Annotated in this window: 1 protein-coding gene; it reads left to right on the top strand. The window is 42.9% G+C overall.

What is annotated here, in order from left to right; genetic code table 11:
* Positions 1-65: 65 nt before the first annotated feature.
* A protein-coding gene (locus tag I3257_RS14085) for an IS3 family transposase (RefSeq protein WP_238050167.1) occupies positions 66-1,231 on the top strand; the annotation gives its coding sequence in 2 pieces (ribosomal slippage) (positions 66-324 and positions 324-1,231; 1,167 coding nt in all).
* Positions 1,232-1,277: the final 46 nt, after the last annotated feature.

Raw genomic sequence — 1,277 nt, 5'->3', positions numbered from 1 at the left:
TGAGCTATGCTGAATAAACCGTACAACTAAACTTGGTAAACTAAGCGTATTAACCGGAGTTTATCATGACCAAGAAAGTAAGAACCTACAGTGACGAATTTAAAGCAGAAGCTGTCAAGAAGATATCAGACAATAATGGCAATATCTCGGCTACCGCAAAGCAGCTTGGCATTGCCATGCAAACGCTCTCAAATTGGCATAACAAAGCCAATCAAGGCAAGCTTGTCGGCACAGAGCAATATGATCCTGATCTTATGAGTGCTCTTCAAGAAATAAAGCAGCTCAAACGACAGCTTAAAGTGGCTGAAGAGGAGCGCGAGATACTAAAAAAGGCGACGGCGTACTTCGCCAAGCACAGTTAGTAAAGTACGCCTTTATCAAAGACAACCAGTTCCTCTTTCGCATCACCACTATGTGCCGTGTGTTAAGGGTTAAGCCCTCAAGCTATTACGACTGGATTAGTCGTGACATCAGTGACCAACAGATACACCGCAACCAGTCTGAATTACTGGTTAAAGCTGCTCACAGTGAAACGAAAGAATGTTATGGCGTAGATCGACTGCATGCTCATCTAAGCGAGCAAGGCCATAACATTAGCTTGTATATGGTAAGAAGCATCAAAGAGCAACACGGCATTAAATGTCGTCGTCATAAGCGCTTTAAAGTGACCACCGACTCTAATCACAACAAGCTAGTTTATCCGAATGTGCTGGATCAGCAGTTTGATGCCAGTTGCCCTAACCAAGCATGGGTAAGCGATATTACTTATATCTGGACACATGAGGGTTGGTTGTATTTAGCTGGAGTCAAAGATTTATACACCAAAGAGCTGGTCGGGTATGCTATCAATAAGCGAATGACCGCAGATTTAGTATGTCGTGCACTCAATATGGCAATCAAGAATAAACGTCCAAGCCAAGGATTGATTGTGCACTCTGACAGAGGCAGCCAGTATTGTAGTCATGCCTATCACAAAATCATCAAGCAGCATCAGTTTACAGGTTCAATGAGTGGCAAGGGCAATTGTTTCGACAACGCACCCATAGAAAGCTTCTGGGGCTTATTAAAGAATGAGCTGATATACCACCAAGACTATAAAACCAGATTTACGGCGATGACTGACATTCGCCAATATATTGAGCTTTACTATAATCAGACGAGAATTCAAAAGGGTTTGGGCTATAAATCGCCAAGACAGATGTGGTTTGATTATTATCGTCAGGCTGCGTAACTAAAATCTCCCAAGTTTATGTGTACGGATTTGACGGCAGGGGTCA

The organism is Psychrobacter sp. Ps7, from assembly GCF_022129225.1.
GTDB classification, from domain to species: domain Bacteria; phylum Pseudomonadota; class Gammaproteobacteria; order Pseudomonadales; family Moraxellaceae; genus Psychrobacter; species Psychrobacter immobilis_A.
Note: the sequence above shows the minus strand (reverse complement) of the source record. Positions and strands in the feature narration are given on the sequence as shown.